The 18,350-nt window shown below is 74.2% G+C and carries 16 protein-coding genes; 11 read left to right on the top strand and 5 right to left on the bottom strand.

The features are described from left to right. Positions 1 to 12: 12 nt before the first annotated feature. Entirely contained in the window at positions 13 to 930 is a 918-nt protein-coding gene (locus tag ACZ7G1_RS31405; protein ID WP_470880578.1) for a LysR family transcriptional regulator, read from the bottom strand. Positions 931 to 1,141: 211 nt separating this feature from the next. Between ACZ7G1_RS31405 and ACZ7G1_RS31400 the strand changes: the two genes are divergently transcribed. The 3 genes from ACZ7G1_RS31400 (at position 1,142) to ACZ7G1_RS31390 (ending at position 3,144) form a co-directional block, all read left to right on the top strand. Continuing rightward, the gene (locus ACZ7G1_RS31400; RefSeq protein ID WP_470880625.1) at positions 1,142 to 2,107 is read left to right on the top strand and encodes an EamA family transporter; all 966 of its coding nucleotides are present in this window, start codon (positions 1,142 to 1,144) and stop codon (positions 2,105 to 2,107) included. 45 nt (positions 2,108 to 2,152) lie between these two features. Then, positions 2,153 to 2,530 (top strand): VOC family protein, encoded by a 378-nt coding sequence (locus ACZ7G1_RS31395; protein WP_470880580.1) that lies wholly within the window; start codon positions 2,153 to 2,155, stop codon positions 2,528 to 2,530. 68 nt (positions 2,531 to 2,598) lie between these two features. Next, complete coding sequence (locus tag ACZ7G1_RS31390; RefSeq protein WP_470880582.1) at positions 2,599 to 3,144, top strand: GNAT family N-acetyltransferase; 546 nt, start codon at positions 2,599 to 2,601, stop codon at positions 3,142 to 3,144. A 61-nt stretch (positions 3,145 to 3,205) separates the two neighbouring features. On the opposite strand, the gene ACZ7G1_RS31385 is transcribed toward ACZ7G1_RS31390, so the two are convergent. Further along, the gene (locus ACZ7G1_RS31385; protein ID WP_470880583.1) at positions 3,206 to 3,799 is read right to left on the bottom strand and encodes a VOC family protein; all 594 of its coding nucleotides are present in this window, start codon (positions 3,797 to 3,799) and stop codon (positions 3,206 to 3,208) included. Between the two features lie 206 nt (positions 3,800 to 4,005). Between ACZ7G1_RS31385 and ACZ7G1_RS31380 the strand changes: the two genes are divergently transcribed. The 4 genes from ACZ7G1_RS31380 to ACZ7G1_RS31365 all read left to right on the top strand — a co-directional run bounded on the left by ACZ7G1_RS31380 (position 4,006) and on the right by ACZ7G1_RS31365 (position 8,980). Next, entirely contained in the window at positions 4,006 to 4,191 is a 186-nt protein-coding gene (locus ACZ7G1_RS31380) for a DUF1272 domain-containing protein (RefSeq protein ID WP_470880585.1), read from the top strand. Positions 4,192 to 4,292: 101 nt separating this feature from the next. Next, on the top strand, positions 4,293 to 6,053 hold the full coding sequence (locus ACZ7G1_RS31375) for an aminotransferase class I/II-fold pyridoxal phosphate-dependent enzyme (protein WP_470880587.1): 1,761 nt from the start codon (positions 4,293 to 4,295) through the stop codon (positions 6,051 to 6,053). A gap of 59 nt (positions 6,054 to 6,112) precedes the next feature. Beyond that, positions 6,113 to 7,717: a class I adenylate-forming enzyme family protein gene (locus ACZ7G1_RS31370; RefSeq protein ID WP_470880588.1), complete on the top strand. Its 1,605-nt coding sequence runs from the start codon at positions 6,113 to 6,115 to the stop codon at positions 7,715 to 7,717. Between the two features lie 69 nt (positions 7,718 to 7,786). Then, positions 7,787 to 8,980, top strand: a complete 1,194-nt coding sequence (locus tag ACZ7G1_RS31365; RefSeq protein ID WP_470880590.1) for a DMT family transporter — start codon at positions 7,787 to 7,789, stop codon at positions 8,978 to 8,980. A gap of 271 nt (positions 8,981 to 9,251) precedes the next feature. On the opposite strand, the gene ACZ7G1_RS31360 is transcribed toward ACZ7G1_RS31365, so the two are convergent. Next, entirely contained in the window at positions 9,252 to 9,854 is a 603-nt protein-coding gene (locus ACZ7G1_RS31360; protein ID WP_470880592.1) for a ScbR family autoregulator-binding transcription factor, read from the bottom strand. Positions 9,855 to 9,974: 120 nt separating this feature from the next. Between ACZ7G1_RS31360 and ACZ7G1_RS31355 the strand changes: the two genes are divergently transcribed. Genes ACZ7G1_RS31355 through ACZ7G1_RS31345 form a run of 3 tightly spaced genes read left to right on the top strand, consistent with a single transcriptional unit; the run spans position 9,975 to position 12,531 of the window. Next, on the top strand, positions 9,975 to 11,108 hold the full coding sequence (locus ACZ7G1_RS31355) for a ScbA/BarX family gamma-butyrolactone biosynthesis protein (RefSeq protein WP_470880595.1): 1,134 nt from the start codon (positions 9,975 to 9,977) through the stop codon (positions 11,106 to 11,108). Positions 11,109 to 11,167: 59 nt separating this feature from the next. Beyond that, a complete protein-coding gene (locus ACZ7G1_RS31350; protein ID WP_470880597.1) occupies positions 11,168 to 11,434 on the top strand; it encodes a LysR family transcriptional regulator in 267 nt (88 codons plus the stop codon). Then, on the top strand, positions 11,431 to 12,531 hold the full coding sequence (locus ACZ7G1_RS31345) for an HAD-IB family hydrolase (protein WP_470880598.1): 1,101 nt from the start codon (positions 11,431 to 11,433) through the stop codon (positions 12,529 to 12,531). The genes ACZ7G1_RS31350 and ACZ7G1_RS31345 overlap by 4 nt, the downstream gene beginning before the upstream one ends. A gap of 403 nt (positions 12,532 to 12,934) precedes the next feature. Here the strand turns inward: ACZ7G1_RS31345 and ACZ7G1_RS31340 are convergent, their stop codons facing one another. Beyond that, positions 12,935 to 13,534 carry a TetR family transcriptional regulator gene (locus ACZ7G1_RS31340; RefSeq protein WP_470880600.1) on the bottom strand — a complete coding sequence of 200 codons (600 nt, stop codon included), beginning with the start codon at positions 13,532 to 13,534 and terminating at the stop codon, positions 12,935 to 12,937. 127 nt (positions 13,535 to 13,661) lie between these two features. Between ACZ7G1_RS31340 and ACZ7G1_RS31335 the strand changes: the two genes are divergently transcribed. Next, a complete protein-coding gene (locus tag ACZ7G1_RS31335; RefSeq protein WP_470880602.1) occupies positions 13,662 to 14,876 on the top strand; it encodes an acyl-CoA dehydrogenase family protein in 1,215 nt (404 codons plus the stop codon). A 447-nt stretch (positions 14,877 to 15,323) separates the two neighbouring features. On the opposite strand, the gene ACZ7G1_RS31330 is transcribed toward ACZ7G1_RS31335, so the two are convergent. Beyond that, positions 15,324 to 17,981 (bottom strand): FtsX-like permease family protein, encoded by a 2,658-nt coding sequence (locus ACZ7G1_RS31330; RefSeq protein WP_470880604.1) that lies wholly within the window; start codon positions 17,979 to 17,981, stop codon positions 15,324 to 15,326. Positions 17,982 to 18,350 lie beyond the last annotated feature (369 nt).

The following is an 18,350-nucleotide window of genomic DNA, read 5'->3' as shown; positions in this document are numbered from 1 at the left end:
GGCGGGACTCGATCACGTACGGGGTGCTGCGGGAGGAGTGGGAGGGCCGGGAGGGCCGGGCGGGTCGGGGTGGCTTGCTTCGGTGACGATCTCGCGGGCCATCGTGACGAGGGCGTCCGTCGCGGGGTGGGGGAAGGCGTCGCGCCAGGCGAGGAGGACGGGGAGCGGGGGAGCGTCGGGCAGGGGCCGGTAGGCGACGCCCGGGTGCGGGTGGAGGGCGGCGGTGGAGGCGGAGGAGACGCCGATGCCGCGGCCGGCGGCGATGGCGGTGAGCCAGTCGTCGGTGTTGGCGACGGTGAGGGTCGCGGCGGGTCGGGCGTCGGTGGGCCAGAGCGCGAGGGTGGTCGTGCCCGAGACGGTGTTGAGGACGACGGTCTCGGCCGTCAGCTCGGCGAGCGTCAGGGCCGGCCGGTCGGCGAGCGGGCTGTCGGCGGGCAGCGCGGCGACCCGGTGCTCGGTGGTGAGCTCCGCGGTGACCAGACCCGGCGCGTCGACCGGCCCCCGCAGCAGCGCCGCGTCGACCTCGCCGCGGGCGAGACCGGCGGTGCGGTCGTCGACGCGGAGGAGTTCGAGCGGGGTCTCGGGGTGCTCGCGCTGCCAGCGCCGCAGCAAGGGCGTGGTGTACGGGCCGAACGCCGACCACGCGTGCCCGAGCCTCAGCGGCCGGTGCCGCAGCCGCGCCGGGTCCACCGCGTCCTCGAACGCGGTCAGCGCCGCCGCCGCCCGGTCCCTGAAGGCGCGCCCCTCGGCGGTGAGCGCCACGTGGTGCGTCGAGCGGTCGACGAGCCGCGCCCCGAGGTGCTGCTCAAGGGCCGCGAGCGTGCGCGACACGGCGGGCTGCGTCAGGTGGAGTCTGGCGGCCGCCCTCGTCAGACTGGACTCGTCCGCGATGGCGAGGAAGCAGCGGAGGTGACGCAGCTCGATGCTCATGCGTCCGGAGCATAACCGCAGGGCAATCGGCATTTCCGATGACGCGCGGGGGCTCGTAGCGTGGGTGTCGGCCGGGTGCCGTCAGGGTCTCGGCAGAGTGTCGGCGGTGGGGGAGAAGTCGGAGGACAGGCCGACCGGGGGTGCATTATTCTGAACCAGTAGTTCATTGGAACGTACGGAGGAGTGCTCGGTGGACAGTCCGGTCAAGGATGTGGCCGCCCCGGCGCCCGTCACGGTCGTCGACCCGGCGCCCGCGGTGGCCCCGGTCGCCGGGTCGCCCGGCGCGGGTGCCGCCGCCGGGCGCGGGATCGCGGGCCACCGCCTCGGGCCCGTCGCGCTCGTCGTCGCGGGCGGGCTCTCCGTACAGTTCGGCTCGGCGGTCGCCGTCCTCCTCATGCCCCGCGCCGGGGCCCTCGGGGTCGTCACGCTGCGGCTCGTCCTCGCGGCGGCGGTCCTGCTGATCGTCTGCCGGCCGAGGGTCCGCGGCTACAGCCGCGCGGACTGGGGCACCGTCCTCGTCTTCGGCGCCGCGATGGCCGCGATGAACATGCTCTTCTACCAGGCCGCCGACCGGATACCGCTGGGCGCCGCCGTGACCCTCGAAGTCCTCGGCCCGCTGATCCTCTCCGTCGTCGCCTCCCGCCGCCTGATGAACCTCCTCTGGGCCGGGCTCGCCCTCGGCGGTGTCGTCCTGCTCAGCGGCGGCGGCTTCGACCGCCTCGACCCCGTCGGAGCCGCCTTCGCCCTCGCCGCGGGCGCCATGTGGGCGGCGTACATCGTCTTCAGCGCCCGGACCGGGCGGCGCTTCCCGCAGGCGGACGGCCTGGCGCTCGCCATGGCCTTCGGCGCGGTCCTGAGCCTGCCGTTCGGCATCGTGGAGGCCGGCGGCAAGCTCCTCGTCCCCTCGACGATCGCCCTCGGCCTCGCCGTCGCCCTCATGTCCTCCGTCCTCCCCTACACCCTCGAACTCCTGGCCCTCCGCCGCCTCCCGGCCCCCACCTTCGCCATCCTCATGAGCCTCGAACCGGCCATCGCCGCCGCCGCCGGCCTCCTCATCCTCAGCCAGGCCCTCTCCCTCCCCGACACCCTCGCCATCGCCCTCGTCATCGCCGCCAGCATCGGCGCCGTCCGCACCCAGTCCACCGCTACGAAGCGCGCGGCGAAGGCGGAGGCCTAGAAAAAGCGGGCTTACCGACGCGTCCGTCCCGCCTACACTCCGCGCATGATCGCCGAACTGCAGTGCCTCGTGGTCGACTGTCCCGCGCCGCGGGAACTCGCGGAGTTCTACCGGGCCGTGGTGGGCGGTGAGGTCGACCGCCCCGACCCCCGCTGGTCGCTGCACGAGAGCTGGTCGACCCTGCACACCCCGACGGGCCTGGTGCTCTGCTTCCAGGGCGTTGCGGACCACCGGCCGCCCGCGTGGCCGGACCCGGCCCGCCCTCAGCAGTTCCACCTGGACTTCGGGGTGGCCGATTTGGAGAGGGCGCATGAGGACGTGCTCGCCCTCGGGGCCACCGTCCTGGACGCCGGGGGCCCGGGGCAGAGCTGGCGCGTGTACGCGGACCCCGCCGGGCATCCCTTCTGCCTGGTACGGCACTGACCGCGACCGACAGCGAGCACCGACCGCGAGCGCTGACCGCGAGCATCGACCGCGATAGGTTCTCCGGCATGACTGAACTCGGTTCCGTTGTCTGGCCGCCTGCCCCGGTGGACACCGAACGGCTCGTGTTGCGGGAGTCGGAGGCGCGGGACAGGGCGGGGTTCGTCGAGGTGTTCTCGTCGCCGGAGGTGGGGGCGTACGTCGGAGGGGCGCAGCCGCGGGAGCGGTTGGAGGCGGTGATGCCGGAGGTGCCCGGGCGGCGGTGGGGGTTGTTCGTGGTGGAGCGGGACGGGGCGATGATCGGGATGATCACGCTGGACCGGCGGGACGCGGAGCGGCGGGGGCGGGTGCGGCCGGAGGGCGGGGAGGCCGAGCTCGGCTACCTGTTCCTGCCGGAGGCGTGGGGGCGTGGGTACGCCGCCGAGGCGTGCGGGGCGGCGCTCGGCTGGTTCGCGGGCGCGCATCCCGGGGAGCCGGTGGTGCTGACGACGCGGAGCGCGAACGGGCGGGCGATGCGGCTGGCGCGGAAGCTGGGCTTCACGGAGGTGGAGCGGTTCGAGGAGTTCGGGGCCGAGCAGTGGTTCGGCGTGTGGTCGGCGGTCGCGCCGGCCTGACGCGCGCGAAGACGGACCGACCGGGTCCGGGGGCGGAGGGCCCCCGGGCCCGGTCGTGCGTTCAGTGGGCGAGGTGGTACTCGTTGCCCGCGGTGTCGAGGAATTCGCCGGGTGCGCGGTCGGGGTGGGTGACTTCGAGGCGGACGCGGTTGCGGGCCGGCTTCGGGGCCGAGGGCGGGCCCATGATCAGGGAGACCGTGCTGGTGGGGGTGCGGCGGAGGCGTACGCACCCGGGGTGGGATTCGAGGGAGTGCCAGGCGGTGTGGGACTGCCAGAAGGCGCTCTGGCGCGCGAGGTCCTCGTCGGTGGTGTCGAGGCAGAGGGCGACGAGGCCGGAGTCGGCGAGGACGCCGGGGTGGCCGGGGCGCAGGACGCAGAACTCGTTGCCCTCGGGGTCGGCGAGGACGTCCCAGGGGACGTCGCCCTGGCCGATGTCGGCGCGGGTGGCGCCGAGGCCGAGCAGGCGGGCCACTTCGGATTCCCAGGCGGGGCCGCCGGCGAGGTCGAGGTGGAGCCGGTTCTTGAGCGCGGTCTTGGGCTCGGTGGTCGGGGTGAAGCGGAAGCGGAGGCCGTCGGTGCGGCCCTGGGTGGCGGCGAGCCAGAAGCGTTCCATGCGCGGGACGTCGAGTGCGTCGATCACGATGCCGGTGAGCATGCGGTTCCCCCAAGTCGTCGAATGCGTCGCGCCTGCGTGTGCATTGTGGCTGCCGGGGGTGGTGTGGCGGGGGGAGTCGGCGGCCTGATCCTGTCGCTCTTTGGCCGTGGGCCTGTTTCGGGAGGTGGGGGGCGGCGCCGACGATGGGGTGGTCGCCGGCCGCCGGCCGGCGGGCGTGCGTGGGATACGAGGAGGGGAGCCGGGTCATGGCGCTGGAGATGCGGGAGAAGTGCGAGCGGTGCGAGACGGCGGTGCTGACCGCCGAGGGGCCGGCGCGGATCTGCTCGTACGAGTGCAGCTTCTGTGTGGCGTGCGCGGAGGAGATGGCCGGGGTCTGTCCGAACTGTGGGGGCGAGCTGGTGGCGCGGCCGACGCGGCGGGCCGCCGGGTAGCCGGGGCGTTCTCGCAGGTGGGGTGAGGGGGTGCGCGGAGGGTTCATCAGGGTCCCTGATGTTAGTTGATACCTTCGCGAAGGTTTTTATTTCATGGGTGCATGACCGCATCCACCAGCTCCATTCCGGGGCCGGCAGCACTGCCGGCTCGTTCCGGGGCCTACCCGGACGGCAGGACCCCGCTCGCTGACGCCGTGCTCGCAGTGGCACGACGGGACATCGCCACGTTCCACGCGCTGCCGCTGTCGCACGGCCGGTCTATCCGCGACTCCCACATGAGGGAGACCTACGAGGCGCTGTTCGGCGCCGCGCAGCTCGCGGCCGACGTGTCGTACAGCGGCACGATGCTCGACTCCTTCTTCCGGCCCCGGGGCCCGCTGCGCGAGGCGCAGCGCCTCGCGGCCCGCAGCTTCGGCGCCGACGCGACCTTCTTCCTGTCGGCCGGCACCAGCACCGCCAACCGGGTCGCGCTCACCGCGCTCACCGAGCCCGGCTCACGGGTGCTCGCGGACCGGTCCTGCCACCAGTCGGTGCACTTCGCGCTCAACTCGCTCGGCGTCGAGGTCGCCTACGCGCCGATGCAGCGCTGCTGCGACAACTGCCCCCGGACGTACGCGGACCTGCCCCGGCTCCTGGAGATGTTCCGGGCGGCGGCCGTCGAGGGCAGGCCGTTCGACACCGTCGTCCTCTCCGCCGTCTCCTACGACGGCGTCCGCTACGACCTGCCGACCGTCCTCGCCGAACTCGCCGCCGTCCACCCCCGCGTCTCCGTCCTCGTCGACGAGGCCTGGGGCGCCGCGCACCGCTTCCACCCCCGACTGCGCCCGCTCACCGCCCTGCACGCCGTCGAGGCGCTGCGCGCCGCCGACCCCCGCTTCGCGATGAACGTGGCCGTCACCCACTCCGCGCACAAGTCGATGTCGGCCCTGCGCCAGGGCTCGTACCTCCACCTCATCGGCGACGGCGAGGCGCGGGAGCGCACCGCGCAGGCCCTGTTCCAGCACCACACCACCTCGCCGAGCTGGCCGGTGCTCGCCAGCCTCGACCTGGCCAGGCTCCAGGCCGAGACGGAGGGCGAGGCGCTCCTCGGCCGTTCGCTCGGCCTCGCCGGCACCCTGCGCGTCGAACTCGCCACCGACCCGCGCCTCTCCGCGTACCGCCCACTCGGCCCCGACGGGCACCTCACCGACCCCGCGCAGCTGGTCAGCGACGACCCGACCCGGGTCCTCGTCGACATCAGCGCGCTCGGCATCACCGCTGCGGACTTCCGCCGGATGCTCTTCGACGAGTACGCGCTGTACGTGGCCCGCGAGAGCGGCGACGCCGTCCTCTTCCACATCCACATCGGAGTGGACGAGGGCACGCTGCTCCGGCTGCTCGAAGCCCTCCGCACCATCCAGCGCACCTACCGCAGCGCCTCCGCCGCCCTGGCCACGGGCACCTCCGAGCACTTCATCATCGCCTACCCGCCCGGCATCCCCATCACCGTGCCCGGCGAGAAGCTCTGCGAGCGGACGCTCAGCCAGATCGACTCACTGCGGTCCAGCGGCTGCGAGATCTACACGCTGCGGAACCCGACGGTGTCGGTCGCGGAGCTCGCGGCTGCGGCGGCGTCTGACCGTGCGGTCGCGTCGGATCGTGCGGCGGTCGTGGCCGATCGTGCGGCCGTGACCGATCGTGCGGCGGTCGTGTCCGATCGTGCGGCCGCAGCCGACCGTGCGGTCGTTTCCGATCGAAGGCCCGTGGCCGATCGAAGGCCCGTGGCCGTCAGTGCCGAGCGCCTCGCCGCCAGCGCCGCCGCCGTGTCGGCTCCGGAGACCACGGCGGCGACCGTCTCGGCCGCAGCCGCCGCCACCAGCTGAACCACCCCGTACCCGTGCACCACCCCGTTTCCGTTCCCACTCCGAGGGAGATCAGTTCCATGATCAAGATCGCGGACATCCGCAAGCACGCCGCCCGCTGGCCGCAGCGCGTCGCCGTCGTCGACGGGGAGACCCGTATGACCTGGGCGAGCTTCTCCGACAAGGTGAGCCGGGTGGCGTGCGCCGTGGGGGACTTGCTGCCCGAGACGCGGCCGGCGCGGGCGGTGTTCCTGGCCGAGAACAGCTGGGAGCTGGTGGTGGCGATGGCGGCCGTCAGCTCGCTCGGCATCCCGTGCGTCGGGCTCGACTACACGGCGGGCCCGGTCGCGACCAAGGCCGCGCTCGACCAGCTGGAGCCGACGGTCGTCATCACCTCGCGTGCCCACCGGGGGCTCGTGGAGGAGTGCGGCTGGCCGGGCGGCCGGGACATCCTCGACATCCACATCGACGGCGAGCCCGTGGGGCTGCCGGACGGGCGGACGGTGGCCGTCAGCTTCACCGACCTGCTGGTGTCGGCACCGGGTGAACCGCTGCCGGTGGAGCAGCCGTTCGAGGCGTTCTCGTTCACGTCCGGGACCAGCGGGGTCCCGAAGATGGTGGTGCGGAGGACCTCGTTCGAGGCGCGCCGCTTCGCCGACCTGGTCGACCAGTACGCCTTCGACGAGGAGGACGTGCACCTGGTGACCGTACCGCTCTACCACGCCTCCGGGCCCGGCTGGGCGCGCATCTTCCTCACCCTCGGCGGCACGGTCGTCCTCGGCCCGCACGACGACGCCGAGGAGCTGATACGGATCATCCAGGACGAGGGCGTCTCCACCACCCTCATGGTGCCGCCGGTCCTGGCGCGGGTCGTCGCCCACCCGAAGTCCGAGCACCTGCACAAGACGTCACGCCTGCACTTCGTCCTCTCCGGCGGCCGCCACCTCAACCGGTGGGTGATCAACAACGCCTGGGACCGCCTCGGCCCCGTCCTCCACCTCTACTACGGCACCACCGAGACCGGCGTGAACGTCATGATCGGACCCGAGGAGCTGCACGTGGCGCCAGCCCGCTCCGGTCGCCCCATGCCCGGCAACACGGTCGTCGTCCTCGACGCCGACAACAAGCCGCTGCCGAAGGGCAGTCGGGGCCGGGTCGCCATCGCCAGCTACCAGCTGATGGACAGTTACGCGACGAGCGAGCCCGACTTCATGACGCTGGACTACGGCGGCCGCACCCAGCGGTTCCTGCTCACCGGCGACAGCGGGCTCGTCGACGAGGCGGGCCGGCTCGAACTCACCGGCCGCAACGACGGCGTGGCGAAGGCCGAGGCGGGCAAGCCGCTCGACGTCAACATATTCGGCCTGGAGGCCGACCTCATGGACCTCCCCTGCGTCCGCGAGACCGCCGTCCTGCGGACCAGCCTCCCCGGTGCGGGCGAGGTGCTCGTCGTCCCCTTCACCCCGGTCGCCCCCGAGCGCCAGGAGAGCGGCTACCGCGCGGTCAGCGCCGCCTGCGCGCGCCGCGTGCCGTGCCTCCCGGCGTACGTGGTCCCCGTCGACGCCATCCCGTACAGCCCGACCGGCAAGGTCCGCGCCGCCCAGCTCCTGGAGTCGGTGCTGCCCCTGCTCGACATCCGCCCGGCGGCGGAACCGGCCCGCGAGGCCGAGCCGGCCGGGGTCTGACCACCCCGGCCCGCGCCCCTCCGCGCCCGTCCCCCTCCACCTACTCGCCCAGGTCCGACAGGAAGAGTCATGAACAGTCAGAACACGTACACGCGAGGCGTCCTCCTCTGCCTCCTGGCCACGGTGTCCTGGGGAGCGATGTTCCCCCTCATGGACTCCACGCTGAAGCACATCGACCCGTTCACCTTCACCTGCATGCGGTACGCGATCGCCGGTGCGATGTTCCTCGTCTTCCTCCGGGTCCGCGAGGGCCGGGAGGGGATGCGCCTCAAGGGCGAACGGATCGGCCTGGCCTGGCTGTTCGGCACCGCCGGATTCGCGGGCTTCCAGTTCCTGGTGTTCTTCGGACAGGACCTCATCGGCGAGCGGGGCGCGCTGAACGCCTCGATCATGATGGCGACCATGCCCATGATGGGCTTCCTGGTGAACTGGGTGCTGAAGAAGGTCGTCCCGCCGAAGGTCTCGCTGGCCTTCATCGCGATGTCCTTCGTCGGCACGATCCTCGTGGTCTCCGACGGCGACATCGGCCAGCTGATCGCCTCCCCGAAGGAGGCCGGCGCCGACGCGCTGCTGCTGTTCGCCGCGCTGTGCTGGGTCGTCTACACGTCGGGCGCGAGCTTCTTCCCGACCTGGTCCCCGATCAAGTACACGGCGATCACCACCGTCCTCGGCCTCGCCAGCGCCACCGTCATCACGGCCGTCATCCTGGCCGCCGGCGGCGTGCCCGTCCCGACGGCGGACGCCGTGGGCACGATCCTCCCGCAGCTCGCCTACATGAGCGTCATCGCCGGCTTCGTCGGCGTCCTCGGCTGGAACTTCGGCAACCGCTACCTCGGCCCGCTCAACGGCGTCCTCTTCATGGACGTCGTCCCGATCACCGCCTTCGTCATCTCCGCCCTGACCGGCGTCGTCCCGGCCGGCATCCAGCTCCTCGGCGCCTCGCTCACCGCCGCCGCGCTGGTCTTCAACAACCTGTACCTGCGACGGGTCGCGGCCAGGGCAGCGACGGCGTCCCCGTCCCCGTCCCCGTCCTCGGCGCCGGTCACGGGCTCGGGGTCGGGGTCGGGGTCGGGGTCGGGTTCGGGCGCAGGGTCCGGTGCGGGCTCGGCTTCCGGGTCGGCCTCGGGCTCGGGTTCGGGCGCAGGGTCCGGTGCGGGCTCGGCTTCCGGGGCGGGCGCGGGTTCCGCTTCCGGTGGCGGTACGGGTTCCGGTACGGGCTCCGCTTCCGCCTCGGCGCCCGTCGCCTCGGGCAGCAGGTCCTGACTCGCCCGTACGCGGACGGCGTGGCCTCCCACCACCGGTGGGGGGCCACGCCGTTCTCCGGGTTCGGGACTTCCACGGTTCGGGGCTTCCCGGCCTCCGCGGGCTTCCCGGCCTCCGCGGGCTTCCCGGGGTCCGCTGGCTTCCCGGGGTCCGCGGGCTTCCTGGGTTCCCCGGGCTCCGCGGGTTCCCCGGGCTCCGCGGGCTCCCCGGGTTCCCCGGGCTCCCCGGGCTCCCCGGGGTCCGCGGGTGGTCACTTCGGCCGCGCGGCCGATCAGGCGCGCAGGCCGTCGATGAGGACGCTGCGCATCTCGGCGTACCGCTCGGCGAGGTCCTTGCGGCGGCTGAGGACGTCGGAGATGTGCTGCATGCCGAAGAAGGCGGAGACGAGGACGCGGGCGGCCGCGCGGGGTTCCACTCCCGCCCGCAGTTCGCCGGAGTCGCGGGCTTCCGAGATGAGCCGGGAGAGGTAGTCCTCCCAGCCGACGTACGGCTCGGGGAGCTCGGCGTCGATGAGGGCGCGCTCGATCTGGAGCCGGGCGCCGGCCTGGACGACGATGTCGCGCGCGAAGGCCGCGGTGACGGTGTCGAGCACGGCGGTGAGGGTGTCGAAGGGCTTCTCGTGGGTGCCTTCGGCGCCCTTGAGGATCCCGGGCCAGCGGGCGTAGTGCTCCTGGACCACCGCGACGGCCAGGGCTTCCTTGTTCGTGTAGTGGAAGTACACCGCTCCCTTGGTCATGGCCGCGCGTTCGGCCACGTCCTGGAGGGTCACCGTGGCGTAGCCGCGCTCCGCGAAGAGCTCGGCCGCCGACTGGAGGATGTGCACCTTCGTGCGCCGGGCGCGCTCTTGCTTCGGTTCGCTCCGGGGGGTCGCCATGCCTGTCCGCCTCTCTCGTCGTCTACGCCTTGCAATATACATTCTCGAAGGTATATTTCTTGCTGTCGGGGGCGGACCAGGCCCCTGACGGCACGATGTTTCACCTTGAGGGGGAAGAGGATGTCCATCGGTGTGCTGGGGAACGCGCTGTCCTTAGGGTCGCTCGACGCCGCGCAGGCGCTCGACCCCAGAGAAGCGCACGAGCCTCTCGGCTCGCTTGAGTCGCTCGAATCACTGGAATCACTTGAACCACTTGAACCACTGGAGTCGCTCGAATCACTCGAGTCGCTCGAATCGCTGGAGTCTCTCGTCAGAGAGGCCAAGGAGCGGCTGAGCTTCGACCGCACCATCTCGCGCCGGCTCGTGCACCGCGCCTCGGTGACGGAGGTCTTCCTCACCGACTCGGTCGTCGCCGGAGCGGACCGGTTCCTGGTCGGCGCCCAACTGCCCCGTAATCACGCCCTGTACCGCCCGGAGGAGACCGGGCAGTGCGACTTCATGCTCCTCGTCGAGACGGTCCGGCAGGCAGGCATCTACCTCTGCCACCGCTACCACGACGTGCCGCTCGGCCATCACTTCATCTTCAAGGCGCTGTCGCTGCACATCGGCGACCCGGCTGCCCTCCGGGTCGGCGGCGGACCGCTCGCCGTCGCCCTCGACGTGAAGGTCGTGACCCCGGAAGGGACCCGCAACCCGCGCCGCTTCGACGCCCGCTTCGAGATGGTGATCGAGGTCGCCGGCCGCGAGTGCGCCCGCGCCACCGCCGGGGTCGTCGTCATCGACGACGTCCGGTACGGGCGGCTGCGCAGGCGCGGGGCGCCCGGGACGCCGGGACCCGGCAAGGAGCCCGTAGGCCGGGAGACCGGGCGCGGGGAGGCCGGGCGCGGGCAGGCCGGGCGCGTCACCGGAACGAGGGGCGTGCTGCGCCACGTACCGGAGTCCGGCAGGAGGGTCGTCAGGCCCGCGGGCACGGGGGAGTGGCGGCTGCACGTCGACCCCACCCACCCCGGCTACTTCGAGCACCCCTCGGACCACGTGCCCGGGATGCTGCTCCTGGAGTCCTTCCGGCAAGCCGCCGAGCTGGTGGGCGGCGGCGGGGGCGCGCTCGCCTCCATGGAGGCCGAGTTCGCGGTCTTCGGCGAGCTGGCCGAGGACGTCGAGGTCCGCGCGGACAGGACCGCCGGCGGCCGGATCCGCCTCTCGGCCTCGCAGGGCGGACGGCTCCTCGCCACGGCCGGGGCCCGGTGCACGTGACGGCGGGACGGCGACGGCACGCGCACCGCACGTACGCACAGACGTAGAGAGGAAGAGAGATGGAACTCCAGCACTTACGGGCCTTCCGCGAAGTCGCCCGCGAACTGAGCTTCACCCGCGCCGCGCACAACCTCCACTACTCCCAGCCCGCCGTCACCGCCCAGATCAAGGGCCTCGAAGAGGACATGGGCGCCTCGCTCTTCCAGCGCCGCGGCAACCGCTCCGTGGAACTGACGCCGGCCGGCGCGCGCCTCCGTCCGCTCGCGGAACAGATCCTCGACCTCGTCGAGACGGCCCGCCTCGGGGAGAGAGGGGGCCGGAGATGAGTTTCGCCGCGACCCGGGCCGCGTTCTTCGACGTGGACGAGACCCTGATCACCTGCAAGAGCATGGCCGGTGTCCTCGCCCGGTTCTCTGGCCGCGGTGAGACGGCCGCCCGCAGGCTCGCCACGGCGCGCGCCTCGCTCCGGGCGCAGCTCGCGCAGGGCGTGCCGCGTGAACAGGTGAACCGTTCCTTCTTCCGCTTCCTCGCCGGCAGCCGCCTCGACGACCTGGAGGCCTGCGGCCGCGAGTGGTACGAAACGGCCCGCACCGGCGGACTCCTCCACACCCCCGTGTACGACGCGCTGCGGCGCCACGCGAGCGACGGCGACCTCATCGTCCTCGTCTCCGGCGCCTTCTCCGCCTGCCTCGACCCCCTCGCCCGTGAGGTCGGCGCGGACCTCGTCGTCTGCACCGTGCCCGAGGTGACCTCGGAAGGCCTCCTCACCGGCGAACTGACCGGCCCGCCCATGATCGGCGACGCCAAGGCCGCCGCCGCGCGCGGCATCATGACCGCGCTCGACCTCACCCCCGCGTCCTGCTACGCCTACGCCGACGACGAAAGCGACCTCCCCCTCCTCCGCTCCGTAGGCCACCCCGTCCTCGTCGGCGACACCCCCCTCTCCGCCCCACCCACCGAAACCGCCACCTGGCACCGCCTCCCGGGCCCCACCCCCGCGCCTGCGCCCGGCTCTTTGCCCGTCTCGCCGCCCGCGCCCGGCGCCTTGTCCGTCCCGTCGGCCGCGCCTGGCTCTTTGTCCGTCTCGTCGGCCGAGTCTGCCTCGGCGTCCGCCTTGCCGGCCGCGCCTGGCGCCTTGTCCGTCCCGTCGGCCGCGCCTGGCGCCATGTCCGCCTCGTCGGCCGCGCCTGCCGCGGGGTCCGTCTCGTCGGCCGCGCCCGGCTCGGTGCCCGCTTTTCCGGCCGCGCTCGGCTCCGCGCCCGCGCCCGCGCCCGGCTGCGTACCTTCGCGGCCCGTCACCGCGGGTCCCGCGGCCGCCTCTTCCTGTACCGCGTCCGCCCCGGCCTCCCCGTCGGCCCCCGTGCCGCCCGCCGCCCGGACGTCCCTGCCACCGGCGAGCGTCCTCGCGCCGCAGGCGGCCTGAGGCCTCCGCCTCACCTCCCCACGTACACGCGCCGGTCACGGACGCCCCGCCGCCACGGTGGCCCCGTCGGCCGACGGCACCGGCCCTCCGTCGTGAGCCGAGCCCTCCGACGGACGTGAACCGAGCCGCCGGCAGAACCACCGGCCTGGCCCTCCATCCGGGCCGACCAGTTGGGCCCGCCACCCACGCCTACCATCGGGCCCGCCACCCACGCCCACCATCCGGGCCCGCCACCGGGTGCCGCCACCCACGCCCACCACCCACGCCCACCGCCCGGGCCCATCACCCACGCCCATCACCCACGCCCACCACCCGGGGCGACGCCTCTGAACCACCACCCGGACGGCGGGCGGCTTCGGCAATCCCGAACCGCCGCCGAAGCCGGCCCGACGTCCTGCCGTGCTCAACCCAGGCCGGAGGTCGTCGCGGGCGAGCCCGACTCCGGTTCGGGTGAAGGGGGTTGGAGGAGGTCGCAGGCTTCGCGTACGAGGTCGGCGGGGGCGCCGATGAGGAGGGCGACGGCGAGGCGGGCGAGGAGGTCGGGGGGGTGGGGGGTGGAGAGGGAGCCGTCGGCCTGGCTCGTACGGAGGAGGAGGGTCACGACGCCGCGGAGGTCGGTGAGGTGGGCGGGGGTGGTGCCCTCGGCGCGGGCGGCGTCCATGACGAGGCGGAGACCGGCGGCGAAGGGGAGGTCGGTGTCGACCTTGCGGGCGAGGCCGACGAGGAGGGCGCGGAGGGCCGGGAGGGCGGGGCGGCCAGGTTCCCCCGCGTCGCGGACGGCGGCGGCGAGGGTGTCGGCCCAGGCGGACTCGAAGGAGCGGGTGAGTTCGCCGGCGAGGTCGGCCTTGGACGAGAAGTGTCCGTAGAGGGCGCCCTTGGTGAGGCCGGTGCGGGCCGTGATGTCGGCCAGGTTGGTCCCGGCGAAGCCGTGCAGGGCGAACTCGGCGGCTGCCGCGCCGATCACCAGGTCGTAGGTCATGCGGGCCCTGTCCTGTTGCCTCACCGAGCGTCCACCTTCCTTCCGCTGTCCATGGGTCCGCCGGAGTTCGCGTGACGGTTCCTCAGAAAATACCTTCCAGACCGAATTTTTTTCTACTCGCATCAGTACCGCCACTCAAGGAGCGCACGTCATGACAGTCGTCGAGACCTCCGTCGGCCGGACCTCTCCCGTCGGGACCTCCGCCGCGCGGACCTCTCCCGCCCCTGTCCGGGAGGACGTCCACGCCTCCCTCGCCGCCGGCCGCCTCTACGCCACCGCGGCGCGGTACGCCGGGGAGTCGGAGCGCGGCGGGCGGCTCCACCCCGAGGTGGTCGCCGCGATGGACGCGGCCGGCCTCGTCCGGCACTTCGTGCCGCGCCGCTGGGGCGGCGCCGCCGGGGGCTTCGCGGAACTCCTCGGCACGGTCGCGGGAGTGGGCGCGGCGTGCGCGTCGACGGCCTGGTGCGGGGTGCTGTTCGCCGCGCACGGGCGGCTCGCGGCGCACCTTCCGGAGGAGGGGCAGCGGGATCTGTGGAGACACTCGCCCGACACGCGGATCGCGGCGGCGGTCGTGCCCCCGGCCGGCCGGCTCGCGCGCGTGCCGGGCGGGTGGAGGCTGTCGGGGGAGTGGGGGTTCGCGAGCGGGGTCGAGCACGCCGAGTGGGTCCTGCTCGCCTCACTCGACCACTCGGGGCCCGGCGCCCCCGCCTACCGGGTGCTCGCGGTGCCGCGCGAACAGGTACGGATACGCGAGACCTGGGACGCGGTCGGCCTCCGCGCCTCGGGCGGCCACGGCGTCTCCGCCGACGAGGTGTACGTCCCCGAACACCGCACCTTCCTGCGCGAACGCCTGCTCACCGGCGTGCCCGACGCCGACGCGGCCCCCTGCCACCGAGTGCCCTACCAACTGGTCGCCGCCCTCCTCTTCGCCGCCCCCGCCCTCGGCGCCGCCCGTGGTGCCCTCGACGCCTGGACGGCGCTCCAGGGCCCCCGGCGCGGCCCCGACGGGCGTCCCCTCACCGCCGACCCGGCCGTCCAACAGACGCTGGCCCGCTGCTCCGCCGAAATCGACGCCGCCCACCTCATGCTCGACACGGCCGCCGCCCGCGCGGACGCCCCCGCCCTGCCGGCCACCGGCCTCATCGCCGCCGCCCTCAACCAGCGCGACGCCTCCCTCGCCGTCGACCTCCTCACCGGCTCCGTCGAACGCCTCATGCGCACCGGCGGCACCCGCGCCCTCATCTCCGGCAACACCCTCGAACGCTCCTGGCGCGACATCCACGCCATCGCCACCCACCCCACCCTCCAACCGACCCCCGCGGCGGCCGCCCACGCGGGGACGGTCTTCCCCCCGGCCCCCGCCTGAACGCGGCCGCCCCCCGGCCCCGGCCGGGCGATCGGCGGCCGCCGCCCCCCCCGGCCTGACAGCAGTCCGCGCGGCCGCTCGCCTGCCCACCGGCCGCCTCGTGGGCGGCCCGGGTGGCCCCGGGGGCTCGGGGCGGCGGACGCGGCGCCGCCGTCAGCCGCGCCGTCGCTGGGCCGGGTTGAACGGCGCACCGGGCCGGGCGATCGGCGTCCCCGCCTACCCCACCGACCGGCCGCACCGCCGCCGGGCGGGTGAGCGACGCACCGGGCGGGGTGAGCGGCGTCCCCGCCGCCCGCCGCGCCGCTCGCCGGCCCACCCGCCGCACCGCCCACCCCGCCGGGTGAGACGCCGGCCGGGTGGGACGGGCACCCCGTCGGGTGAGACCGGCACCCCGTTGGGTGAGCCGGGCACCCCGTCGGGGACCGGCACCCCATCGGCCCGCCCCCCTCACGCCGTGTGCAGCGCGTCCACCACCGCCATCCGGCGTACGCGGCGGGCAGGGAGGACGGAGGCGGCCACGCCGGTGAGGGTAGTGGTGGCGAGGAGGGTGAGGAGGGTGAGGGCGGTGGTGGGAGAGGAGGTGAGGGCGGTGAGGGGGGAGGTGTGGCCGGTGAGGACGGCGCGGGCGGCGAGGGTGCCGTAGAGGAGGCCGAGGAGGGTGCCGGAGAGGGCGCCGGTGAGGGAGAGGAGGACGGACTCCAGGGTGAGCATGCGGCGGAGTTGCTCGCCGGCGAGGCCGATGGCGCGGAGCATGCCGAACTCGCGGGTGCGTTCCTCGACGCTGAGCATGAGGGTGGCGGCGACGCCGAGCGCGGCGATGGTGATGGAGAAGCCGAGGAGGACGGTGACGACGAGCATCATCCGGTCGAGCATGGAGCGGATGAGGTCGGCGTCGGCGCCGGTGTCGGCGATGCGGATGTCGGGGTGGGCGGCGAGGGCGCGGTCGACGGCGGAGCGGGCGGCGTCGTGGCCGGTGTCGCCGGCCGGGTTGACGAGCACGGTGGAGAGGGTGGCGGCGCGGGGGGCGAGCCGGTCGAAGGTGGCACCGGTGACGTACACGGTGGCTTCGGGGTAGAGCGAGACGGGCAGGGTGGCGGCCCCGGGCACGGTGGTGAGCCGGGTGCCCGCGATGGTGAGGGCGGGCCGGGAGGAGAGGGCGATGGCCTCGCCGTCCTTGAGGGCGCGGGCCGCGCCGACGCCTTCGGCGGCAGGGTTGAGCCCGGTGGGGTCGGCGGTGGCGACGACCGTCCGGCGGCCGTCGACGGTGAGGGTCGCGGTGCGGACGGGGGTGACGGTCAGGCCGCGTTCGGCGCGCAGGGCGGTGACGGCGTCGGCGGGTACGCGGTCGGCGTCGGCGTCGAGGGCGAAGACGGCCGGCATGCGGTTCGCGAGCATGCTGTCCAGGCCGCCCTTGGTCGCGCCGATCGCGGTGACGGCGGAGACGGCGACGGTCACGCCGACGAGCATCGCGGAGGACGCGGCGGCGGTGCGGCGGGAGTTCGCCCGCAGCTGCTGTACGGAGAGCCTGCCGACGGTCCCGAACGGGCGCCGGAGCGCCGTCCCGAGCAGGCCGACGAGCGGTGGGAGGAGGAAGCGGGCGTAGCGGAGCGCGGCGAAGAGCGTGAGGATCGCGCCCGTCGTGACGGCGAGCAGGGAGACCACCGATCCGCCGAACGCGCCGAGGGCGAGCAGTCCGGCGCCGGACACCAGCATCAGTACCGAGACGGCCTCGCGGACGGCCCGGCTGCCGGGCTCGGGCAGGCTCGCGGCCCCGCTCGCGGCGAGCGCGGCGACCGGCGGCACGGCCGACGCGGCCCGCGCCGGCTTCCGTACGGCCCACAGGGTGAGCAGTACGCCGAACGCCCCGGCGAGGCCGAAGGTCCACGGGCCCGGCATGAGCGAGACCTCGATCGGCCCCAGGTCGGCGAACGTGCCGAGCAGTACCGTGCCGAGCGCGCAGGCCGCCGCGCCCACCGCGAGCCCTGCGGCGGAGGCGAGCGCGCCGAGCATCAGGCCCTGGCGGCGGATGATCCGGCGGAGCTGTTCGCGGTCGCTGCCGATGCAGCGCAACAGGGCGAGCTGCCGGGCGCGTTGGGCGAGGACGACGGAGAAGGTGTTGGTGACGACCATGCGGGCCACGGCCATCGCGATGAGTACGAAGGACAGCGCCGCCGTCAGGACGATGGCGTAGAGCGTCTTGGCGCCCTGCTTGGCGTTCTCGACCGCCCCGGCGTGCGTGTACGCGGCGACCTTCCCAGCGGAGGCGCCGGACGCGCCGGCGGAGGTGGCGGACGCGCCGGACGCGCCCGGCGCACCCGGCGCACCCGACCCACCCGGCGCACCCGACCCACCCGGCGCGCCGGCCCCGGTGCCGCCCGACGTGCCGGACGCCCCCGAAGTCCCCGAAGTCCCCCCTGACACCGCCTTCTTGACCGCCCGCGCCACCGCGAGGTCGTCCGCCCCCGCCGCCACGGACAGGTCGAGGTGTGTCGCCCGTACCGTCGCCGCGTAGGTCCTGACCTGGGCGTAGGGCACGCCGATCGCGGGCTGGGAGCCGAGGGTGGCCGAGGCGGAGGTGTCGAGGAGGCCGGTGAGGCGGACGTCCGCCGTGCCGCCGTCGGCGGTGGTGAGCCGTACGGTGTCGCCGGGCCGGGCGCCGGCGCGTTCGGCGCTGGTGTGGTCGAGGACGACTTCGCCGGGGCCCTGGGGCCAGCGGCCGCTGTCGAGGCGTTGCCAGCGGAGGGCGGGGTCGGCGGCGATGGAGGTGACGAGGGCGCGGTCGTCGAGGGGGCGGCCGGAGGGGGTGATGACGTTGGCGTGGCCGACGAGGCGCTCGGCGACCGAGGTCACCTGGGGGACGCGGGCGGCGCGGGCGGCCGCGCCGGCGGGCAGGGAGCCGTCGGTGCCGCCGGGGACGACGTGGACGGCGGCGTTGCCGACGTCGGCGGCGGCGGACTGTTCGTACGACTGGACGAGGGCGCCGGCGCCGCCGACGGAGAGGACCAGGAAGGCCACGCCGACGGCGACGGCCGCGCCGGTCAGCACGAGCTGGCGCAGCTGGGCCCGGAAGTCCTTGACGGTGAAGGCGAACAGTGACGACGACATGCCCTCCACGCTAGGAGGGGGAGGCGGTCGGGCACGGCCCCACCAGGCACGATTCGGGGTCATCCCGGAGTGGTCACCTGGCGGGGCCCGCCGTACCTCTCGGGGATGACCCCGGGGATGACCCCCGATGGGACGGCCCAGGTCGGAGGCCCCGGTCGGAGGTCCCCGTCGGAGGTCCCCGGCGGAGGTCCAGGTCGGAGGTCCCCGGCGGAGGCCCAGGCCGGAGGTCCCGGTCGGAGGGGCCCCCGTCCGAGGCCCCGCCCCGGCATCCGGCCGGCAAAATCTAAAGCAAGCACGCTTGATTGTTTCTGGTGCCGCTGCCATGCTCCTCGCGAAGGCCCGTGAACGCCCGTCCCCGAGGGGAGCGCA

Source organism: Streptomyces sp. NPDC037273 (assembly GCF_055603625.1).
This window is presented reverse-complemented; position numbering and strand designations above follow the sequence as displayed.